Origin of the sequence: Streptomyces sp. S3(2020), assembly GCF_013044505.1 — a bacterium.
In the GTDB taxonomy this organism is placed as follows: domain Bacteria; phylum Actinomycetota; class Actinomycetes; order Streptomycetales; family Streptomycetaceae; genus Streptomyces.
The window spans coordinates 1-19,056 of record NZ_JABERD010000184.1 but is presented as its reverse complement, the minus strand read 5'-3'; the positions used below and the strand labels follow the sequence as shown (position 1 = coordinate 19,056).

General features: G+C 69.9%; 22 protein-coding genes and 2 tRNA genes. 12 read left to right on the top strand and 12 right to left on the bottom strand.

Annotated elements, in window-relative coordinates; genetic code table 11:
* Window positions 1-376: 376 nt before the first annotated feature.
* The 7 genes from HLK59_RS37925 to HLK59_RS37895 are packed head-to-tail and all read left to right on the top strand — an operon-like array spanning window position 377 to window position 3,225.
* Complete coding sequence (locus tag HLK59_RS37925; RefSeq protein WP_171146178.1) at window positions 377-1,282, top strand: hypothetical protein; 906 nt, start codon at window positions 377-379, stop codon at window positions 1,280-1,282.
* Window positions 1,279-1,653 (top strand): hypothetical protein, encoded by a 375-nt coding sequence (locus HLK59_RS37920; RefSeq protein WP_171146177.1) that lies wholly within the window; start codon window positions 1,279-1,281, stop codon window positions 1,651-1,653. Before HLK59_RS37925 ends, HLK59_RS37920 begins: the two co-directional genes overlap by 4 nt.
* Window positions 1,653-1,832: a hypothetical protein gene (locus HLK59_RS37915; protein ID WP_171146176.1), complete on the top strand. Its 180-nt coding sequence runs from the start codon at window positions 1,653-1,655 to the stop codon at window positions 1,830-1,832. The genes HLK59_RS37920 and HLK59_RS37915 overlap by 1 nt, the downstream gene beginning before the upstream one ends.
* A complete protein-coding gene (locus HLK59_RS51500) occupies window positions 1,832-2,185 on the top strand; it encodes a helix-turn-helix domain-containing protein (RefSeq protein WP_240982876.1) in 354 nt (117 codons plus the stop codon). The genes HLK59_RS37915 and HLK59_RS51500 overlap by 1 nt, the downstream gene beginning before the upstream one ends.
* A 2-nt stretch (window positions 2,186-2,187) precedes the next feature.
* Window positions 2,188-2,334: a hypothetical protein gene (locus HLK59_RS37905; protein ID WP_171146175.1), complete on the top strand. Its 147-nt coding sequence runs from the start codon at window positions 2,188-2,190 to the stop codon at window positions 2,332-2,334.
* Window positions 2,335-2,344: 10 nt separating this feature from the next.
* The gene (locus HLK59_RS37900) at window positions 2,345-2,857 is read left to right on the top strand and encodes a hypothetical protein (protein ID WP_171146174.1); all 513 of its coding nucleotides are present in this window, start codon (window positions 2,345-2,347) and stop codon (window positions 2,855-2,857) included.
* Entirely contained in the window at window positions 2,857-3,225 is a 369-nt protein-coding gene (locus HLK59_RS37895; RefSeq protein WP_171146173.1) for a hypothetical protein, read from the top strand. The genes HLK59_RS37900 and HLK59_RS37895 overlap by 1 nt, the downstream gene beginning before the upstream one ends.
* 370 nt (window positions 3,226-3,595) lie before the next feature.
* Here HLK59_RS37895 and HLK59_RS37890 read toward each other — a convergent pair whose 3' ends face one another.
* Window positions 3,596-3,793 carry a hypothetical protein gene (locus tag HLK59_RS37890; RefSeq protein ID WP_171146172.1) on the bottom strand — a complete coding sequence of 66 codons (198 nt, stop codon included), beginning with the start codon at window positions 3,791-3,793 and terminating at the stop codon, window positions 3,596-3,598.
* 181 nt (window positions 3,794-3,974) lie between these two features.
* On the opposite strand from HLK59_RS37890, the gene HLK59_RS37885 reads away from it, so the two are divergent.
* Window positions 3,975-4,739 carry an XRE family transcriptional regulator gene (locus tag HLK59_RS37885; protein WP_171146171.1) on the top strand — a complete coding sequence of 255 codons (765 nt, stop codon included), beginning with the start codon at window positions 3,975-3,977 and terminating at the stop codon, window positions 4,737-4,739.
* A gap of 63 nt (window positions 4,740-4,802) precedes the next feature.
* Here the strand turns inward: HLK59_RS37885 and HLK59_RS52145 are convergent, their stop codons facing one another.
* The 9 genes from HLK59_RS52145 to HLK59_RS37840 all read right to left on the bottom strand — a co-directional run bounded on the left by HLK59_RS52145 (window position 4,803) and on the right by HLK59_RS37840 (window position 14,255).
* Window positions 4,803-8,978, bottom strand: a complete 4,176-nt coding sequence (locus HLK59_RS52145; RefSeq protein WP_171146170.1) for an NlpC/P60 family protein — start codon at window positions 8,976-8,978, stop codon at window positions 4,803-4,805.
* A gap of 435 nt (window positions 8,979-9,413) precedes the next feature.
* Window positions 9,414-10,088, bottom strand: a complete 675-nt coding sequence (locus HLK59_RS37875; protein WP_171146169.1) for a hypothetical protein — start codon at window positions 10,086-10,088, stop codon at window positions 9,414-9,416.
* Between the two features lie 66 nt (window positions 10,089-10,154).
* Window positions 10,155-10,919, bottom strand: a complete 765-nt coding sequence (locus HLK59_RS37870) for a hypothetical protein (protein WP_171146168.1) — start codon at window positions 10,917-10,919, stop codon at window positions 10,155-10,157.
* Between the two features lie 22 nt (window positions 10,920-10,941).
* A complete protein-coding gene (locus tag HLK59_RS37865; RefSeq protein WP_171146167.1) occupies window positions 10,942-11,160 on the bottom strand; it encodes a hypothetical protein in 219 nt (72 codons plus the stop codon).
* A gap of 3 nt (window positions 11,161-11,163) precedes the next feature.
* Window positions 11,164-11,394 carry a hypothetical protein gene (locus tag HLK59_RS37860; RefSeq protein WP_171146166.1) on the bottom strand — a complete coding sequence of 77 codons (231 nt, stop codon included), beginning with the start codon at window positions 11,392-11,394 and terminating at the stop codon, window positions 11,164-11,166.
* Entirely contained in the window at window positions 11,391-12,722 is a 1,332-nt protein-coding gene (locus tag HLK59_RS37855) for an AAA family ATPase (protein WP_171146165.1), read from the bottom strand. The genes HLK59_RS37860 and HLK59_RS37855 overlap by 4 nt, the downstream gene beginning before the upstream one ends.
* Window positions 12,719-13,588: a bifunctional DNA primase/polymerase gene (locus HLK59_RS37850; RefSeq protein WP_171146164.1), complete on the bottom strand. Its 870-nt coding sequence runs from the start codon at window positions 13,586-13,588 to the stop codon at window positions 12,719-12,721. Before HLK59_RS37850 ends, HLK59_RS37855 begins: the two co-directional genes overlap by 4 nt.
* 125 nt (window positions 13,589-13,713) lie before the next feature.
* Window positions 13,714-13,917 (bottom strand): helix-turn-helix domain-containing protein, encoded by a 204-nt coding sequence (locus HLK59_RS37845; RefSeq protein WP_171146163.1) that lies wholly within the window; start codon window positions 13,915-13,917, stop codon window positions 13,714-13,716.
* Complete coding sequence (locus HLK59_RS37840; RefSeq protein ID WP_240982875.1) at window positions 13,914-14,255, bottom strand: helix-turn-helix domain-containing protein; 342 nt, start codon at window positions 14,253-14,255, stop codon at window positions 13,914-13,916. Before HLK59_RS37840 ends, HLK59_RS37845 begins: the two co-directional genes overlap by 4 nt.
* On the opposite strand from HLK59_RS37840, the gene HLK59_RS37835 reads away from it, so the two are divergent.
* A complete protein-coding gene (locus HLK59_RS37835; RefSeq protein ID WP_171146162.1) occupies window positions 14,254-14,760 on the top strand; it encodes a helix-turn-helix transcriptional regulator in 507 nt (168 codons plus the stop codon). The genes HLK59_RS37840 and HLK59_RS37835 overlap by 2 nt on opposite strands.
* Window positions 14,753-15,973, top strand: coding sequence for a site-specific integrase (locus HLK59_RS37830; RefSeq protein ID WP_171146161.1), 1,221 nt, complete (start codon window positions 14,753-14,755; stop codon window positions 15,971-15,973). Before HLK59_RS37835 ends, HLK59_RS37830 begins: the two co-directional genes overlap by 8 nt.
* A 93-nt stretch (window positions 15,974-16,066) precedes the next feature.
* Here HLK59_RS37830 and HLK59_RS37825 read toward each other — a convergent pair.
* A tRNA-Arg gene (locus HLK59_RS37825) sits at window positions 16,067-16,142 on the bottom strand.
* Between the two features lie 189 nt (window positions 16,143-16,331).
* Window positions 16,332-16,422 (bottom strand) — tRNA-Ser (locus tag HLK59_RS37820).
* A 171-nt stretch (window positions 16,423-16,593) separates the two neighbouring features.
* Here HLK59_RS37820 and HLK59_RS37815 point away from each other — a divergent pair.
* Window positions 16,594-17,055, top strand: a complete 462-nt coding sequence (locus HLK59_RS37815; protein WP_171146160.1) for an SSI family serine proteinase inhibitor — start codon at window positions 16,594-16,596, stop codon at window positions 17,053-17,055.
* Between the two features lie 279 nt (window positions 17,056-17,334).
* Window positions 17,335-19,056 (top strand): PAS domain-containing protein (locus HLK59_RS37810; protein WP_171146159.1); only part of this gene is annotated, 1,722 nt, incomplete at its 3' end.

Sequence of the window (19,056 nt, the reverse complement as noted above, 5' to 3'; positions counted from 1 at the left end):
CCCCCGCAACCCACCAGCGCGGCCAGCATCACCCCGACGACCCCCGCTCTACCGATCCCACCCTCCATCAGCACCCCTCCCGTACCGCGAACCCACCCCGGACAACGCGAGAGGCCCCGGATCTCTCCGGGGCCTCTCATTTCATGTGCACTCGGCAGGATTCGAACCTGCAACCTTCTGATCCGTAGTGATCTGAAGGACTTCCGGGGATTCCATACAGCCCGGAACAGTCGCCAGTAGATCAGGTTAGAGGCTCCTTTTCCCGTCTCTTCCGCGCAGTTTGTGAGACGCGCGTGAGACGCGGGCAGCGCCGTCCGGTGCGGTAACACCGAACGGCGCCTTGATCCAGACCCATCCTGATCAAGGAGTCCAGACCATGAGCACCACCGTACAGACCTTCCCCGCGTCCCTCGGCGAGGTCCTCGCCAGTGCGGACGCGGCCGTGACCAACCCGGACGTGACCCGTACACGGGCGAACATCACCGTGGGCCAAGCCCTCGAGGCTGAGGAGCGGGAAGCCGTCCGCCGGTCCGTCGACGCACAGTTCCCCGTCGTGTCCGCGTTCCTCGCCGACAGCGAGCGGCCCGCCGCGCACCCGGTCTCGGATGACGACACCGGCCACTTCCCGTTCTGCGCCCCGGGCTTGTGCGTTGAGCGGCGTACCGCGGACAGCACGTTCACGGAGCACTCGAGCGCTCCGGCGACGCTCCCGGTACCGGCAGGGATGAGCGGCACAGGGCCGCTGTTGTCCGCCGAGCTGTACGCGAACAGCGAGTCCGTGGGCGTCAGCTTCGGGTTCGATGCGGGCGGGGAGGGCGTGGCCCTCGACTCCGCCGGCGCGGCCCGGGTCATCGAGAGCGTGGCTGACTTCCTCGAGCACATGCGGGCCCTGCACGCGCAGATGCTCGAGGGCGCCTCGCCCAAGCTGACGGCTTGGGTCCGCGACCTCGAGGCCTACGTCGAGGGCGAGGCGGACCCGAGAGCCGCGTACGCGGAGGTGGCGGACGCGATCCACGCCAAGCGTCGGTGCCAGGCCTACGCCTGGTGCATCGAGCGAGGTGAGCACGACGACCACCAGGGCGTGGCCCTCGAGGTCACGGTGCCCGGAGGAGAGTCCCCGTACGTGAACGCGCGACTGCTCGCCTTCGAGAAGCGCTCGGAGGTCATCGGGTTCTGCGAGTCGGACCTCACCCCCGGCCAGGCCCGCCAGGAGGCGGCGAAGCTGCGGGAGTTCGCGGACCGGCTCGAGGGCTTGGCCGCGGTTGCGGAGGCGGGACGATGACCGCGCCCCGCACGATCACCCTGTCCACCGTCGACCACGGAAACGTGACGGTCCCCGAGCCGTCATGGTGCACCGGACACGACGGCCAACAGCCCGGCCACCGCGTCGACATCGTCCACAAGGGCCCGGACATCGTCCTCGGCTTCCTCGGCGCCGAGGTCCTCGCGGCGGGCCTGGCACAGTGCCCGTTCACGACGGTCGCCGGGCCCGAGCTCGGCGGCCCCACGGTCGGCGTCTCGGTGTACCCGCCCGGACGGGTACTGACCCCGGTCGCTCTGTACGACCTGGCCGCCACGCTCGACACCTACGCGGACCGGCTGCGCGCCCTCGCCGACGAGCTGACCGCGATCCTCGCCGGGGGTGAGCACTGATGGACGCCCGCGAGTTCCTCCGCAGCCTCCTCCCCGGCGACGACCGCGAGCTGGCCGTGCGGCAGTACGCCGGCCGCGAGTCGGCAACGGACGAGGCCGCACGCAAGCAACGCATGGCGTACGGCCTCCTACTTGCGAAGACGACCAACGGCCCCCGCCGCGCCGGGGGTGGTGCGTGATGGCTGCCATGTCCCGCGAGGTGCGCCGCATCGTCGTCGCCCACCTCGCCAGCCTCCACATGCCCGTGCCGAAGATCGCCGATGAGCTCGGTGTCTCCCGCGAGACCGTACGCAGAGACCTCCTCGACGCGCCCCCGCCGGCACCCACCGCGGCGACCCCGGATGCAGCGCCCGATGTGGCAGGCGGCAAGGCCCTCGTGTTGCGGCTCGATGCGCCAATGCGCGCATCGCTCGCCGTCCTCCGCGAGGTCTGCAACGGCCCCGACACGGAGGCGCAGAACGTGGCCGCCGCTCGCGCCGCGATCCACGCGACCGCCGACACCATCCGCGAGCGCACCTTCGCCCGGACGTAGCCGTGCGGGCCGCTGTGTTCTTCGCCCTCGCCGCGCTCGCCAGCCTCTCCGTGCTGGCGGGCGTGGCGCCCCGTGCCGTGCCACCCGTCCTCGGCACGGGCGCCCTCATCCTCACCCTCGCCGCGCTCGGCGCGGCCATCGTCCGCTGAAGGACCACCCGTGAACTACGTAACGCTCGGCGGCGTCACCGTCGGAATCTGCCTCCTCGTCTGGGACATCACCAAGTGGTGGCCCGGCCGCAAGCAGCTGCTCAAGGACCCCGTGAAGCACGCCGCGAAGCTGCTGCCGTGGCTGCTGTCCTGGTGCTACGGAGCCCTCACCACCCTCGGCGTCGCCGGACTCATCGGCACCGCTTCCAGCGCCGTCCTCGGCCTGTCCAACTGGCTCGGCGACGCAGCCCTGCTGTGGGGCGTCGGCGAGCAGACCGGTCAGCTCTCGGCGGCGAAGACGTTCGTCCCGCTGTCCACCCCCGGGAACTGCGTGGTGCTCATCCTCACCGCCGGGTTCCTCGCGGCCGTGAAGAAGGCCAGCGACGAAGAGCGCAGCGTGCTGAAGCGCGGCGCCTGGTGCGGCATCACCCTCGGCACCTCGGCCGGGGTCGCGGGCTTCGCCGCGGTGCCACTCGCGCTCGCCGCGAACTGGATCGGCGACACCGTGTACCGGGCCGTGTGATGGGCCGGAAGAAGCGGGCCCCGGCCGAACAGCCGGAGGAGTCATCGCGGGCGGCCGGCGCATGCGTCCTGATCGTCCTCGCGGGGGTCGTGGTCGCCGTGGCGTTCGCCGTCGACGAGGCGGTCGGCGTGCTCCTCGTGGTCGTCGCGGGGACGGTCGCACTGTGGCGGTCCGTGCGCCGTACAGCTAACCCCGCTCCCCCACCGGGGGAAGAGCGCCCCTCCTGCCGCCAATGCGCAGGTCACGAGCTGTTGAGCGTGACCCCTCTCAAGGGCGCCCAGAAGGGGATGTTGATCTACACCAGCGCCGCCCCCGACACCCCGAACCGCACCCACATCCACATCACCGGGGAGGTGACCAAGCCATGATCCGACGCCTCCTCGCCGCGACCTACGACTACTGCGCCACGTGCGGTTGGTGGGTCAAGGACCGCGGCCACCCGCAGAACTGACCGCGGCAGACGGCCCCCGAGGAACACTCCTCGGGGGCCGTTCCCGTTCCCGGCCTCGCCTGGGGAGCGTTATTGGCCGGTGCGGGGTCTACGGGGACGCTATGCCAGGCCACGCCGGGCGCGCCGGTACGCCTCGTACGCCTGAGCGCCTGCGCCGCAGTGGAGATTGGCATTCTTGCCTGCCTCGTCCACAGTCAGGCATGTGGGGCACGACGCCCCGTGCACGATCAGCCGCCGGTACGCGGCCTGCGCAGCACCCTCGCCGGGCCTCACCCCGGCCGTGCTCCTCACGACTGGTCGTCCAGCGGGACCAGGTCGTACGCCATGCGGCACGACGGGCAGGCGAACAGCGCGGGGCTCGGTCCGGAGCCTTGCTCGATGACCCGGATGAGCCGCACGCCTCGGGCGTAGTTCTCGTGCCACGCGCACCAGCCGTACGCGGAAGGGTTGCGTACGGCGGCGGGGGTCTGCGTACTCTCGGCCATGTCGACTCCAACCAGTCGGCCAACGCCCCGGGGCCGTTAGCGCGGCTGCCGGGGCTTTCGTCACTGGTCACGTTCGCCTCGTTGCGCCGCGTTGCGCGACGACGGATGCGACGTCATAGCGACGACGCTAGGGGCGTCATTTCGGTGTCATTCCGCGGCTTGAGCGTCTACCGTTGATCACATGACGACACCGAACAGCACCCTTCGGGCGGTCCGTATGGGGCTGCTCCTGAGTCAGGACGAGTTCGCCCGCGCGATCCGCGATGCCGGAGAGCGAGCGGGTTCCCCCAACGACGCCAGCAAGCGGCTCGTACAGCGCTGGGAGAGCGGCGCCACCGGAGCCCCCCGCCCGGTGTACGCGCGCGCCCTGGAGGCCGTGACCGGGCTGCCGATCGACTCCCTCGGCTTCCCCTCCCCCGTCCTCGCCCGCGTCGCCGACGACGGCCACGGCGGACACGACCTCGAGGACTCGCCCGTCGGCATCCCCGCGGCCGGCCCTGCCTCGAGCACCCAGGCCGCGCCGCACGGCAACTACTCCGGCGTGTGGCTGTCGACGTACGAGTTCGTCTCCAGCGGCCGGGGCAACGAAGTCTTCACCGGCAAGCACTACGTCGTGCTCCTCCAGCACGGCAACCGGATCACGGGCCGGAGCCTGCCGAATGCCTCCCTCAACCCGGACAGTCCACTGACCCTCGATCTCCAGCTTGAGGGCGGCACCGTCACGGGCACCTGGACCGAGCAGACGGCCACTGAGGGCTACTACCGGGGCGCCCGCTACTTCGGGGCGCTACAGATGCTCGTGGAGCCCACCGGGCGCCGCATGGCAGGCAAGTGGGTCGGGTTCGGGAAGGAGTTCGACGTGAACACCGGACCGTGGGAACTGCGACTCATGGACGCGTCGACCGCAAAGGCGACCCTCGACAGCTACAACCGGCCCCCGGAGTAGGCGGGAGGGACGGATATCCGCCCCTCCCGCCCAGCGCACGCCCGGCCCTTTCCTGGCCTGCCGTTAGCGCGGCCTCCCCACCCGTGCTCTGGCCTCCTGGACGCGTTGTACGCGCTCGAGGTCGGCCACCGTGAAGTCCGCCGTGCGGGCGTTGATCTCGTACGTGACGGAGCTGCCCTGCCCGGCCGCGACGCCGACCGCGGCCGCGCCCTCGAGGGTGCGCAGCTGGTGCGGGGTGAGGACCGGCTCGGGGGTGCCGAGGCCGTTGAAGTTCCAGCCGGGTTGCAGCCAGCCGCCCTGGTCGTACTTGCCGGGCTGGAAGCCGTACCAGTCGGTGAACAGCGAGCTGTTGTAGCCGCGGGCGCCCTTGCCGATGACCACGCCGTCGCCGCCGCGGCTCTCCACCGCGGTCTTGCCCAGCGTTCCCGCCGTGTGGCCGACACCCCGGTTGGTGATGCCGACGCGGAACGCCGAGTCGCCGTGATACACCCAGCCCGGCGGTGCCGTCTTGCCGCTGAACGCGCCCGTCGCCCAGCGTCGGCTGTTCGGCGTGACGCCACGGATGACGTTCTCGATCGCACCCATGAGGCCGGAGCAGTCGAATCCCTGCGGGCCGACGCCGCCCCACAGGTAGGGCTTGCCGTCCTGCTTCTTCGCCCATGTCAGCGCGGCCTGGATCCGCGGCCCGCCGATGCCGCCCGCACCCTTCTTGTCCGCGCTCTCTGAGTATCCGAACAGCGCGTCGAGGATCTTGTCGGGGATGTGGCGGATCAGCTGGCCGATCGAGGTGTCCATCCCGGGGAAGGACTTCAGGATCGGGTCGACGACCGCGTTGACACCGGCCCGGGCCGACGCCTCGAGCGTGTCGGCCAGCCAGCTTGCGCCCTCCTTCACCTTGTTCCAGACCGCCGACCCGGCGCCGGCCACCGTGGATGCCGCGTCGCCGATCCAGCCGAAGATCCCGCCGTCGGCGAACGCCTGGTGAGGGTAGATCCCACCGCCGGCGTAGCGCAGTGAACGGTCGGTCGGAGTACGAGGGTTGCCGCCGAGGACGGGCGCGAGCGCTTCGCGGATGCGGGCCGCGCCGCCAGAGCGGGCCAGGTAGTTCATGCCGTTGACGAACTTGCTGCCGACCGCCCTCGTGAACTCAGGACGGAAGATCGACTCACCGCCCGAGAGATCGAGGGCGCCGCCAGTCGGGCTGACGAAGCGGTGGACGTCCCGTCCCGGGGTGTAGCCGGGCAGGATGCTGTTCCACACACCGCCGCGCGCGAATCCCTTGGGGTGGAACTCCTTGAGCTCCGGAGCACCGAAGGCACTCGCGATCTTGTTCCAGACCGCGACGATCCCGCGGTTGTACACAGTATTGATCACGAAGGAGACGGGCTTCTTAGCGATGCCCTCGAGCTTGTCCCACGCGGTCTTGATCGCCTTGCGTGCGTCGTCGAAGGCGCCCGACACCTTGCCGACCGCCGTCTTCAGGGCGTCGAACGCGGGCCGGATGCCCTTGTCGTAGGCGCCGACCACGATGGAGACGATCGCGTCCCAGACCGGCTTGATCACCTTGTCGCGGGCGTTCCGCATCGCCGTGCCGACACCGGCCACCCCGTCCCGGATGAAACGGAACACGGGCCGGATGCCCTGCTCCCACGCGACCCGGATGGCCTCCTGGATCCCGCGCCAAACGGGCTGGATCACCTCGTCGTTGAGCCACCGGAACGCCGGCCCCAGGTTCTCTCGCAGCCATGTCACGAGCGATGCCACCCAGCCGACGACCGCCGAGATCCCCGAGGCCAGACCGGACACCAGGAACCCGGCGAGGTTGATGAGCGGCGGCAGGATCACCGGCAGCACCGCAACGGCCAGCTCGAGCAGCAGTGTTGCGAGCCCGGCGAGGGACGGCAGCAGCGGCAGGAACGCGTCCAGCAGTTGCAGGCCTGCCCCGATCAGCTCGTCCAGCGACGGCATCAGCGCGGACAGCACTTGCAGCGCCAGAGTGACGACCAGGCCCACCAGGTCCGTGAACACCGGCAGCAGCGGCACGATGACCTGGATGAACGTCTGCACCATCTGCACGTACAGGCCGGCGAACACCTCGGCGAGGTAGCCGACGATGTCCACCAGGGGCGCGATCAGCGGCTCGAGGGCGCCGAACACCTGCCCGATCACCTCGCCGAACAGCTCGGCGTAGGGGATGAGTGCCTGGATGATCTCGTTGAGGGGGCCGACGAGGACGTCGACGACCTGCACGACGATGTCGAGGAGCGGCTGTAGCGCGGGCAGCAGCGCCTGAACGATCAGGCCGATGTACTCGCCGAGCGGCTGCAACAGGGGCGTGATCGCCTGTACCACCTGCACGATGGCGTCCATTAGCACGGACAGAATCGGGTTCAGTGCCTCGACGATCGGCAGCAGGGCGGCCCCGAGCGCGGTCGCCAGCTGCGACAGGGCCGGACCCAGTGCCTGCGCGATCTGTGCGATCACCGGGGCGAGCGCGGCCACCAGGGGCAGGACGGCCTGGAGGATGGAGCCGATCACCGGGGCGATCGCGGCGGCGATCTGTGCGATGGCGGCGAAGGTCGTGCGCAGGGCCGACTGCACCTCGGGCATGGCCGTGATGCGGCGCAGTTCCTCGAACAGCGAGCCGACCACGGCCAGGGCCTGGCCGCCCGCGTCGGAGGCGGCTTTCATGATGTTGCCGACCGCGCCCAGGGCGTCGCCCAGGATGCCGCCCAGCTGCGACAGCAGATCGAACGCGGTGGTGATGGCCTGCTCGAGGCCGCCCGACGCGAACGACTTGGCGATGCCGTCCGTGAAGGACTTGATGGCGCCGGCGGCCCCCGTCATCAGCTGGTTGAACGCGGGCTGCGCGGCGACCGCCAGCTGACCGAATGCCGTGATGATCTGCTTCGGGGTGTTCTCGAAGACCTTCAGGTTGGCCGTGGCCCCGGCGAGGATCTGGTCCAGGAGCCCGGTCTTGGCCATCTCGGTGATCCCGGCGGCCGCGTTCTTCGCGATCTGGTTCCAGACGCCTGCGGTCTCGGTGAGGTTCTCCCGAAGAATCGGGATCGTCGTACGGCCCAGGCCGGTGATGGTGGAGTCCAGGCCCTCGAACAGCTGCTGCTGGACGCCCAGCTTCATCGCATTCCACGCTGGCGCGAGGCCCTGCACGGCGGTGACGAAGCTGCGCGCGTTCGGGGCGAGCTTGGCCATGGCCTGGTCGAAGGCGGAGGCCTGCGCGGCGGCAGCGGTCTGGGCGTCGGCGACTGCCTGGGCGGCGTCCGCAACGGCCCGCTGTGCGTCCTCGATCTGCCGCTGTCCCTCGGCGCGCGCCTGGTCGACACCGGCCTGTGCCTCGGCCAGCGCGCGCTCCTGGTCGGCGACGCTGCGGTTGGCGTCGGCGATCCGCTCCTTGGCGGCGGTGACCTGGTCGCTGCCCTCGATCCCGGCCTTGTTCGCCTTGGCGGTGTCGTCGGCCAGGCGCTGTGTCTCGGTGCGCTGTGCCTCGAGGTTGAGCTTCGCCCGCTCGTAGCGGATCTCGAGCTCCTCGAGATCCTTCGGGTCCGTGCCCGGCTTGGCCTGCGCGGCCTTCAGCTCCTTCTCTGCCTCCTCGAGGCGCTGGACGGCCTCGCGCTCGTCGAGGCGCGCCCCGGCGAGCCGCTGGTTCATGTCCTCGAGGGCCCGCGTCGCCTCGAGGCGTGCGGCGGTCAGCTCGCCCTGGACGTCGCGCGCCTCGCGCTGGGCGTCGGCCAGGTCCCGCTCGGCGTCGGCGACTTGCTCCTGCGCGTCCCGTACGCGCTCGGCTGCTTGCACCTGGGCATCGGCGAGGGAGCGTTGGGCGTTGGCCAGGCCGCGCTGTGCGGCCTCAACCGCCTTGGTCGCGGAGGCTGCCGATGAGGCCTGCGCGCCGCTGTTGGCGAAAGCGGCCTTGAATGCGTCGCCGACGCCGGACAGACCGAGCTTCAGCGCGCCTGCCGCGGCCCCGGCTGTGGTCAGCGCGGGGACGATAGCGGCGGCGCCGGCGGCAGCTGGTGCCAGGCCGGCGGCGAGCGCCGTGCCCAGGCCGCCGACGATGCCCTTCATCCCGGCGCCGATCGCCGTGGAGAAGGCCTTGGAGAATGCCGACCCGCCTTGTGAGCCGGACCGCGACGCGCGGGCACTGATGCTCCGCGACCAGTCGCCTTCGAATTCCGGCCGGATCGACACGTAGCCGCGTCCGACCATCACACCCGTAGCCATGTAGAGGTGCCTTTCAACACTGTGAAGTTGGCTGCGGGTTGGTCTCGGAAGGCCGTCCGAGGGGCGGGGTAGTGCCAGGTCAGAGGGTGTTTCGAGCGCTGATGGGAGTCACAGCGCTCGAGGGGGCTTCTTGCCAGTTAGGAGGGGGTTCCCGGGGCCTTGCCGCGCTGCGGCCGGGTATCGGCCGTATGGCTTGCAGGGCCTCGAGGTTGAGGAGTCGTTGCAGGTGGGAGCGTGTACCGGGCGGTTGGCGGACGGTCGCCGGCGCCGAGTAGCGCGGCCCGGTTGACGTCTCGTGCGGGGTCTCCCAGACCCGTACACATTCCGAGCGCCCTCCCCCGCGGTCTCCCGTGCGCGCGCCCGCGCGGGTGCTCCCCCGCCCGGGAAGGCGGCCGGCGCGGCGCACAGGAAACACCGCGCCGGCCGCCGGTCTGGTCACCGGATCACCAGCTCCGGGTTGTTCTCGATCCATGAGGTCGTCTGCTCGGTGGCTGTCGGCGCCCAGACCTGCGCGTCGTGGTCCAGCAGCCACTTGAGGCGCAGGTGGAAGACGCCTTCGCCCCACGGACTGGCGAGGCGCGAGTAGGGCGAGTGCGGGTCCCAGATGGGGCGCAGGGTGAGCGTGTTGCCGATCTCGGCGTGAATGCTGTCGAGGCCTGCGGGGTCCTGGATGGGGGCGAGGCTGAGGCCGCGCAGGATGCGCCAGGAGGTGCGGATGGACGTCCACCTCAGCGTGCTCTCGGCGAGGCGTGTGTAGGCCTGCTGGATGCTGTCGGGTTCCTCGAGCATGGCGAGTGTGGGCTTGGGTGCGGCGGCGTACTGTCCGGCCGCCGTGGCGTCGGACTGGAAGTCGGTGAGGAACTGGGTGAGCGCGGGCTGGATGTGCTGGGTGATCAGTTGGTCGGCGTTGCCGCCGCGGGTCGCGGTGCGCATCTGGGCGGTGAGCTCGGCGGCCTGGGTGGCGGTGCCGGGTTGGGGGTCGTTCTCGTACTGGGTGGCCAGGGTCTCGAGGGTGGTGAAGTCGTCCAGCAGGGTTTGCGGGAGGGTGTGCCATCCGGCACGGGCGGCCTGCACGAGGCTGCTGATGCCGTGCCTGGTGGCGTCTGTCATGAGGGTGAGGGTCACGTGTCCTCCGGGGAGGTAGGGCGCCCGCGGGGTGCGGGCGCCGTGGGTGGGTCAGCCGCGGGCGTGGTGGACTGCGCCGGTCGCCCGGAGATGTCCGGCCTTGACGCGGTCGGCGTCGCGCAGTTGCACGTACAGCTGGTCGTGCTCGAGAGCGGTGGGAGCCCAGAACTCGGCGCCGTGGTCGATGAGCCAGCCGAGCTTGATGTGGATGGGGGCCTGGTCTCCCCAGGGCCAGGGCTTGGCGCCGACGTTGCCAGCGTTGACCCACTCGGGCTCGAGGTCGGCGATGTTGCGGACTTCTCCGAGAGGGCTGAGCGCGCCGCGGGGGTCGACGCCAGTGTTGGTGTTCGCGGCCGCTGCGCCGTAGAGACCGCCGCGCAGGAGTGCCCAGGCCTGCCGGATCTGGCCGTAGTAGTGCGTTGACTCGAGCAGGACCACGATGGCTTCGCGGACGTCCTGGGGTTCGAGCAGCATCGCGGTGTGCACGACCGGCGAGTAGGCATACTGGCCGGCCGTGCGCCGGGCCTGGGTGAAGCGCTCGATGTAGGTGTCGAGGGCGGGTGCGATGTGGTCCGTGATGAGGCCGTCGCGGCCGCCGTAGTTGCCGAGCCTGTGCAGCCGGATCGCTGCCTTCTCCGCGGTGTTCTCCGCTCGCGGGCTGATCCAGCGGCCTTGGGCGTTCTTGCCCTCCTCGATGAGGCGCAGCAGCTCGTCGTAGTCGTCGAGCAGGGCTTGGGGGAGGGTGTGGGCGCCGGCTCGGTGGGAGCCAACGAGGGTGTGCGCGATGAGTTCCTTGTAGCGGTCGGCGTGCTGCATGAGGTGTCGTGTCCTTTCGGCCCTACGGGAGGGCGTGGCCGTGGTGGTGGATGCCGTGCTCGCGCAAGCCCACGTGGAGTTCCTCGCGCGAGCAGGAGGCGTAGTAGCCGGGCGGCTTCGGGCTTCCGGGCTCCGCGGGGGTGGGGTCCGGTACGGGGGCTGGTGGCTCGGCCTGGTCCAGGTCGGCCAGGGTCTTGGCCAGCGCCTCGCGCGTGGCCTTGGGGAGGGTGTGGCGCAGCATGGGTCATGCCTCCTGTGCGTGTTCGGCTGCGAGGGCCTGCATTTCGGCGATCACCTCGTGCCAGTCCTTCGGCGGCACGATCTGGCGGAAGCCGTTGCAGAGGTTGAGGAGGGCGACACCGCAGGCGTTGCGGACCTCGTCGTCGTCCAGGTCGACGAGCAGGACTTCGAGGCCCTTGGCGTCGTTGCGGAGCGCGGCCAGGGCGAGCGCGGTGATGGTCTGCGCGGGGGTCATTCGGGGTGTCCTTCCGAGGGCTGATCGGGAGTGGCGGGAGCGCTATCCGGAATGGGGTGAGCACCTTCGCCGCCGATTACAGGCAGTGAGCCCTGACCTGATGGCGCCTCAGTCGCGCCACCAGTCGCGCCATTGGCGCCAGGCTCTGAGGGTTGGCGCGACTGGCGCGACTGTGGCGCGACTGCCGATGCGGCATCACTCTGTGTGTCGGTGAAGTAGTCAGTGATTCGCCAAACGGAGCCCTTGCCGAAGCCTGCGCGTTCCGCCTTGACGCCGGCCTTTCGCATGGCGCGCTGAAGGGTGCGTTCGGAGATGTCGTCGGCGGCCGCGGCCCTCTTCACGTCCTTGCTCGAGGCCTCGCCGCCCTGGCTCTCGAGGTAGCCGCGCAGCCAGGACACCGCGTCGTCGCGGTCGCCTCGGTCGGGTTCCTGGCCGGCCGACAGGATCTCGTCGACCGTGCGGTCGGCGCGGCCGGTGAAGACGAACCGGCCCACGTGGGCATCGCCCAGGCGCGTGGGTACGGTCCTGGTCTCGATCGTGTAGGCGAGCGAGGGCAGATCGGCGCGGCCCAGGCTGTTCTTGGCCTGGGTCATCACTCGGCACTCGTTGTCGTCGTCGCGGGCGAAGCCGAAGACTGCGCGCGGCACGTTCTTGAAGGCGCCGGAGCCGGTGATCAGGGAGGCCGGGTCGGTACTGCTTCCCTTGTTGAAGTGGGCGATGCCGAGCAGCACAGCGCCCGTACGGTCGGCCATCCTGGCGAGCGGATCGAGAGCCGTGCGCACGTCCCGTTCGCGGTGGGTGTCGATGCCCTTGCCGATGCAGGACATGAGCGGGTCCAGGACGACCAGGGCCACGTCATGCTCGGTGATGGCCTTCTCCATCAGCGAGTTGTCCTGGGGCAGGCTCAGTGTGGTCTCGCCGTACTCCGACTCGACAGCCTCGACGCGATACACGAGGTCCAGATCCGCGCCCGCGCCGATGAGGCGCGGGACGATCGTCTGCCGCCAGGAGTCCTCGACGGCCACGTAGAAGACCGCGCGCGGCCGTCCCTGGAAGGAGCCGGGCAGGGTGCCGCGGGTGATGTGCGCGGCCATCCACATGCCGAACGAGGACTTGCCGGTTCCCTCGCGGCCAGCTGCGACGGACAGAGCGCCAGCGGGCACGCGTCCCTCGCCCTCGTCGAGCCAGGCCCACACCACAGGCTCCGGCTCGATCTCGGATGCGCGCGTGATCCTCAGCGTGCGCGTACCGGCGAACGCGGCCTCCGTGATGCCGTTGCGCTCGAGGATCTCCCGGGCCTCGTCGTGCGAGTCGTTCCCGTCCGTCACGCTGCCGCCCCCGCTCTGCCCGGGGCGCGCTCGGCACCCCGCAGCGTCCTCGACGCCTCCGCGTCCGACAGGCCGATACGGGCGGCCGCGTCCATCAGCGAGGCGAACACGGCCTGTCCGTCGGCCTTGCCCGCGCGCACCAGCTCAAGGCCGCGGCAACCGGCCCAGAACAGACGGGAGTTCCGCTCTCCCTCGCGCGCCTCGAGGACGAACGCGACCAGGCCGACCAAGCCATCGATCGGACGCATCGCGGCGAGCGCTGCGGAAGGCTGTGGCACGGCGGGGCGTGTGCCCAGGAAGGCCGGCCACGGCGCGGGCAGGTGCCAGAACTGGCCGTCGCCCGACCAGCGATAGCGCACCCGCGTGTCCGGATGGACGGAGGGCGCGGCGACGATGTAGCCGTTGGCCTTCACGTCGATGCCGGGCCCGAGCTTGCCGGGCAAGTCCGCGCCGGGGTGGGCGTACAGCAGGTGAAGGCCGTCGCCACCGGTGATCTGCATGAGGGTGCCGGGCATCGGCCCGTGCTCGGCCTCGAGGGCGCACAGCGTCGTGTGGCCGCCGTTGCGCGGGTCGACGTCGACGACCGCCAGGCCGTTGGGCGCGCACGGCAAGCCGATGCCGGCGGACGGGTAGCGGTCCCACCATGCACGGATCTGCTCGAGGTCACACGTGGCGTCGTGGTAGCCGTGCCCGTGCTGCCCGCACACGCCGTGGCAGGGGTGCCCGGCCTCGTGCACGCGCGGGATCGCCGGCGTCTTACCCGCGAGCGGGAAGACCTTCCAGCCGTGCCCCGCGTAAGCGAGCGCGTGGCGCAGCATCAGGCTTCCTCGCTCGGGTGGTCCGGCGGCGCCGGAGCGTGTCATCATCTGGGGGTCCGTTCTGTGTTGAAGCCCTGGGTCGCTGGCGAGCGATGAGCCCGGGGCTTCGGCGTTTCTGGATCGGATGGGCCCCTGCCGAACCGGTGCTGAATCACCGGTGGTGGGGGCTCGATCTACGGGGTCTCCAGGAGAGAGACCAGCGAGGCTGTGACCACGCGGTGGCGAGTGCCGAAAGGGATCGTTCGCACCGGCGCTTCACCGCGCTTCACCAGCTCGTACAGGTGAGACTTGGAGATCCCGAGGCCCTCGGCGGCCTGAGGGATGCTGACGGTCGCCGGCCAAGAGCGGATCTCCTCAAGGGTCGGGGTGCCGGTCATGCGGCAACCTCCCGCCCCGCCTGTCGCAGGTAGGCCTCGACATCGCCGCGCTTGTACCGCACGGGCGAGTTGGGGGCGGCCGACAGCTTCGTGTACTTGGGCCCGAGCCCCTGGTAGCGCCAGTTGGCCAGCGTTCCCGGGTGGACTCGAAGCTGTGCAGCTACCTCACGGGGGGTGAGTAGGTCGATCTTCACCGCCACTCCTTTCGAGATTTTCTCGATGAAGACTTGCATCATCGCGTGATGTCGCGTGATGATGGCGAGCGTAAGCCCAAGGCGGAGGTTCCACAAGATCTTGGAGATTATCGAGAAGATCTCGATAGATAGCATCGAGATCATGACGACAGGACGTATCGAATTGGGTGCCAGTGGACGAGCCGTTGCCGCGAACGTGAAGCGGCTTCGCAAGGCGCGGGGTTGGAGTCTCCGAGCCCTGTCTGAAGCGCTGGCCGCGGCAGGTCGCGGACTGAGTCAGGACGCCATCAACAAGATCGAGAACGGCGCAGAAGAGGACACGAAGAAGCAGATCCGACGGGTCGACGTCGACGACCTTGTGGCGCTCGCTGTCGTCTTCGGCGTGAACCCGTCGACCCTGCTGCTGCCGGATACCACCAGCGGCGATGCCGAGATCACCGGCGTTGAGGGCGCTGTGCCAGCCACCGATGCGTGGAAGTGGGCCGATGGAAAGCGGCCGCTGCGCATCCCCGAGGGTGACGATGGGACAGCCACTCTCGACTTCACTCGGTGGGCCCGACCTCAGGGCTTGCGGAACACGTTCTTGATCACGACCCCGGCCGGAAAGGCCGCGGCCCTAGGCATCGAGGGGAAACACGAGGGTGGCTGATCCGATCAAGAAGGTCACGTTGTCGGGCGGGAGGGTCCGATACCGGTTCGTTGTCGACGTCGGCTACGAGCCGAAGAAGGACAGGACCACTGGTGATGTGCTCACCAACCCGGAGACGGGCGAGCCTGTGTTGCAGCGCAAGCAGCTGACCGTCACCAAGGACACACGCAAGGAGGCGCTCGCCGAGTTCGCGCGCATCCAGCACCAGAAGGCCAGCGGAACCTTCGTGATCCCGTCGAAGACGACCGTGGCCGAACTGGTCGACATGTGGCTGAAGGCTGCGACGCGCGACGTCGAGCGGGCCACCGCTCGGTCGTACGAGGATGCGATGCGATACGTCCGCACACACCTCGGGCACAAACTGCTTCAGGAGTTGAGCGAGGACGACGTTGACTCGCTGGTCGACTGGATGCTGACCAGCGCGCGACGCATCGGCGGGAAGCCCGGGACCGGACTCAGTGTCCGGACGGTAAGCCTGACGCTTGGTCGGCTACGGGCAGCGCTGAACCTGGCCATCCGCAGGGGCCTGGTCGGGCGGAACGTCGCCGAGCACACGGTGATCCCGAGGCAGGCCCGCAAGGACGACAAGGCCCGGAAGAGGGCCCGTACGCCGTGGATCGAGGACGAGGTGAAGGCGTTCCTGGCGCACTGCGCGGGCGATCGCCTGTACGCGGTGATGCTGCTGTCGCTGATCGGCATGCGTCCAGCGGAAGTCTGTGGTGTCCGTTGGTCCGACGTCGACTTGGAGGCAGGCACGATCCGCGTGGAGGCGACGCGCACTCTCGTCGCCGGGGAAGTGATCGAGAAGGACACCAAGTCCGAGGCGGGCGAGCGGTGGCTTCCGCTTCCCACTGTCGTGTTGCAGGCGCTGAGGGCGTTCCGTGCTCGCCAGGCAACGGAGAAGCTGAAGGCCGGCCAGGGCTACGAGGCGTCCGGTCGTGTCGTGGTCGACGAGCTGGGGCGCGCAGTGAAGACGGATTGGCTCCGGCGCCGGGCGTACGAGCGCATGCAGTCGGCGAGCGTGCGCAAGGTCCGGTTGTACGACGCGCGACACGCGTGCCTGTCGTGGATGGCGAACAACGGCGTGCCCGACACGGTGGTGTCGGCGTGGGCCGGTCACTCGGACCTTGGCTTCACGAAGCGCACCTACGTGCACCCCGATCCGCAGTCTCTGAAGGCGGGTTCGGAAAAGCTTGCCGAGCTGCTCGGTTGAGCGTGATCAACAGGCGAATGTGAGAAATTGTGAGACGCCACAGCAAAGGCCCCGATCCTCCGAAGAGGAATCAGGGCCCTGGCCTGGTAGTTCTGGTGCACTCGGCAGGATTCGAACCTGCAACCTTCTGATCCGTAGTCAGATGCTCTATCCGTTAAGCTACGAGTGCTTGTTTTGTTTTCCCGCCGTTCCTTGCCCTTCCGGGCCGCTCGCGGCGACAGGAAGAACATTACATGACTGCCGCCGCCATGTGAAATCCGTTTGCCGCACCCCTTGTGAGCTGCGGAAACGGCCTGTCAGGGCCTTGGTGGCAACGACGAAGCCCCGGCCGATATGACCGGGGCTTCGTGATCAAGCGCGGAGGCGGAGGGATTTGAACCCTCGATGGGATTTGCGTCCCAAACCGCATTAGCAGTGCGGCGCCATAGACCGGACTAGGCGACGCCTCCAGCACAGCCGCCCGCGCGAGCGCGAGTGGTGCGTGCAGATGATGACACAGTCGAGCGTGGTGTCACCAATCGCCTCCCACGGTACTAGGCAGGCGGGCCGCAGGGCAAAGCACTACCGGCGGTGCGCGAGGAGTGGCGCAACCGGCCGGGGCGGGGCGCGTTAGTCAGGTCATGCTCCAGTCCTCCCGGCTCGCCCGGCTCCTCGTCCTCGGCGCCTCCACTCTCGTCGCCGCCGGTTCCGTCACCGCCGTACCCGCCTCCGCCCACACCTCGATGCCCCCGCCCGCCCGCGACGACGACCGCGCAGGCGACCACCTCACCGTCACCGTGCGCAACGCGGGCGGCGCCAAGGACGGGACGTTCGAGCTGTACTGCCATCCCGGCGGCGGCACGCATCCCGACGCCGGCAGCGCGTGCGCCGCGCTCGACCGCGGTACGCGCTGGGGCAAGGACACCTTCGCCCCCGTACCGGAACGGAGCCTGTGCACCATGCAGTACGGCGGGCCGGCCACCGCGCATGTCACCGGGACCTGGGCCGGACGGCCCGTCGACGCGCGGTACGACCGGAGCGACGGCTGCGAGATCGGCCGTTGGGACCGGCTCGTTCCCGTACTGCCCGACATGGGCCGGTAGGCGGGACGTACCTCGCACAGGCATTTCATGGCGGAAACAGGGCGCCCATAAAAGTCCTGCGAAAGTCCCGCGCCGGTCCCGCGGAGGTCTCACGGAGGAGAAGCAGGTGGTCGCGCGTGCGGTCACACGTTCTACGTCACTTCGTCGTGCGACCTCCCTCTCATCCGGCGCCCCCGGCACAACCGGTGCCCTTAGACTCCCTCGCGTGACACGTCGCGGGCCGGTTGGCAAGATGGCCCGAGCGGTCGGCAAGGTGCGGTAACAGGGAGGAAGCGTCTCGTGAGCAGCAGGCCATCCCGAGGCGCTGCTCGCCTCGCAGCCATACTCGACGCGCTGCCCGACGCGTTGGTCCTGGTCAACGCCAACGGGACCGTCGTCAACGCCAACACCATCGCCCTCGAGGCCTTCGAGGCGCCGGGTACGGCGCTGGTCGGGCGCGGGCTGCTCGATCTGCTGCCCGAGTTCGACTCCAAGCTGATTCCGGGGTCCATGCGGCGGCCCGATCACATGGACCCGCGCGGGCAGACCAAGCCGACACGTATGATCGCGCGCCGGACCGACGGGGCGGAGTTCCCGGTCGAGGTCACCAGCGCCAATCTGGAGAACGGCCAGCAGGCCTACGACAGCTACGGCTACGGCGGCGACGAGCTGCTGATGCTCGTCGTACGGGATCTCACCGGGACCGTCGACACCGAGGCCGAGCTGGCGCGTTCGCAGCGGCAGACCGAGATGATCCTGCGGGCCGCCTCGGAGGGTGTGGTCGGTACCGACACCGACGGGCGGATCGTGCTCGTCAACCCGGCCGCCGCCCAGATACTGGGGTACCGGGCCAGCGACCTCGGCGGCCGCGAGCTGCACGAACTCATGCTGCACTCCCGCACGGACGGCACACCGTTCCCGTACGAGGAGTCCCCGCTCGCCGACACCCTGCGCTCCGGGCGCAAGCACCGGGTGCGCGGGCAGGTGGTGTGGTCGAAGAAGGGCGACAAGGTTTCCGTCGACCTGACGACCGCGCCGGTGCGGGACGGGGACCAGCTCGTCGGGGCTGTCATGACCTTCACCGACCGGCGGCCCTACGACCAGCTCGCCGAGGAGAAGGACGCCGCCGAGCAGCGGCACGCGCAGGAGCTGGAGCGGCTGTCCGAGGAGCACGCCTCCGAGCTGACCGCGCTGCGCCAGAAGCACGTCACCGAGGTCGAGGCGCTCCAGGAGCAGCACGAGGAGGAACTCGCCGCGGGCGAGGAGCGGTACGCCGCGCTCGGGGAGCGGGAGAAGGACCGCTACGAGGCGCTCGCCGGACGGCACGAGCAGCTCCTCACCCTGCTCGGGACCTCCCTGCGCGGGCCGCTCGACGAACTGCGCCGCGAACTGGCGGCGCTGGCCGCGGACGACGCCGGGCAGTTGTGGCCCGAGGCCAACCAGGTGCTCCATCACCTGTCCGCGGGGTACTCGCGGATCACCCAGCTCATCGACAACGTCCTCGCCTACCAGCGCCTCGACACCGGTGCCGACGGCATCACGCGGACGAAAGTGATGCTGGACGCCGTCGTCGCGGCGGGTGTCGACGGGGCCGTGGAGCTCATCGGGCCGGGGCGCGTGCAGTTCGCCGTGCACGCCCCGCCCATCGAGGCCGAGGTCGACCCGCGGCTCCTGGCCCGGGCCCTCGCCCACCTCGTCGCGGACGTCGCCGGCGTCGACGCGACCGGCAACGCGCCCGTGTCGGCGGGCGGTTACATGGACAACACCGTCGTCGTGGCGGCGGCCCAGCGCGGCGAGGTCGTACGCATCGAGGTGCGCGGGCCGTACGCCGGGGGAGACCCGGTGCACGAGCCCATCGTGCGCGGGATCGTGCGCGCCCACGGCGGTGTGCTCCAGACACATGAAGTGCCGGGGATGAGCGGTAGCGCGTACGTCCTCGAAGTGCCCATCGGCGGCGGGGCGGGGGCCGTCGCGGCGGCCGGTCCGGCCGCTATCGAGGCACCTGCCGGGACGGACGGCGGG